This window comes from Massilia orientalis, from assembly GCF_030411975.2.
Classification (GTDB): Bacteria; Pseudomonadota; Gammaproteobacteria; order Burkholderiales; family Burkholderiaceae_D; genus Telluria; species Telluria orientalis.
On record NZ_JASNRB020000080.1, the window covers coordinates 1 to 1,224 of the forward strand.

1 rRNA gene is annotated in these 1,224 nt (G+C 50.8%); it reads left to right on the forward strand.

Features of this window, described 5'->3' with window-relative positions:
* Nucleotides 1-62 precede the first annotated feature (62 nt).
* Nucleotides 63-1,224: ribosomal RNA gene (locus tag QPK29_RS33440) — 23S ribosomal RNA — on the forward strand; the annotation flags it as partial.

Here is a 1,224-nt window from a genome sequence, read left to right on the forward strand (position 1 = left end):
AGTAAGCTGAACTCTTGTCGATATGACGTTCCCTGATACTCATGCAGGGGCCAACGTTATAGGGACAAGTGAATAAGTGCACATGGTGGATGCCTTGGCGATTACAGGCGATGAAGGACGTAGTAGCTTGCGATAAGCTGCGGGGAGTGAGCAAACACACTTTGATCCGCAGATTTCCGAATGGGGAAACCCGGCCTTTTAGGTCATTGCATACTGAATACATAGGTATGCAAAGCGAACGCGGCGAACTGAAACATCTAAGTAGCTGCAGGAAAAGAAATCAACCGAGATTCCCAAAGTAGTGGCGAGCGAAATGGGATGAGCCTTGTACGTGATAGTCGATCGAATAGTGGAACAGCCTGGAAATGCTGGCCATAGAGGGTGATAGCCCCTTACACGAAATTCGAACGGTGGTACTAAGCGTACGACAAGTAGGGCGGGACACGAGAAATCCTGTCTGAAGATGGGGGGACCATCCTCCAAGGCTAAATACTCGTAATCGACCGATAGTGAACCAGTACCGTGAGGGAAAGGCGAAAAGAACCCCGGGAGGGGAGTGAAATAGATCCTGAAACCGTGTGCATACAAACAGTCGGAGCCTCTTCGTGGGGTGACGGCGTACCTTTTGTATAATGGGTCAGCGACTTACATTCAGTGGCGAGGTTAACCGAATAGGGGAGCCGTAGAGAAATCGAGTCCGAACAGGGCGACAGTCGCTGGGTGTAGACCCGAAACCAGGTGATCTACCCATGGCCAGGATGAAGGTGCGGTAACACGCCCTGGAGGTCCGAACCCACTAATGTTGAAAAATTAGGGGATGAGCTGTGGGTAGGGGTGAAAGGCTAAACAAACCTGGAAATAGCTGGTTCTCTCCGAAAACTATTTAGGTAGTGCCTCAAGTATCACCATCGGGGGTAGAGCACTGTTATGGCTAGGGGGTCATTGCGACTTACCAAACCATTGCAAACTCCGAATACCGATGAGTGCGAGCTTGGGAGACAGACGTCGGGTGCTAACGTCCGGCGTCAAGAGGGAAACAACCCAGACCGCCAGCTAAGGTCCCAAAGATTGGCTAAGTGGAAAACGAAGTGGGAAGGCTAAAACAGTCAGGATGTTGGCTTAGAAGCAGCCATCATTTAAAGAAAGCGTAATAGCTCACTGATCGAGTCGTCCTGCGCGGAAGATGTAACGGGGCTAAGCCAGTCACCGAAGCTGCGGATATGT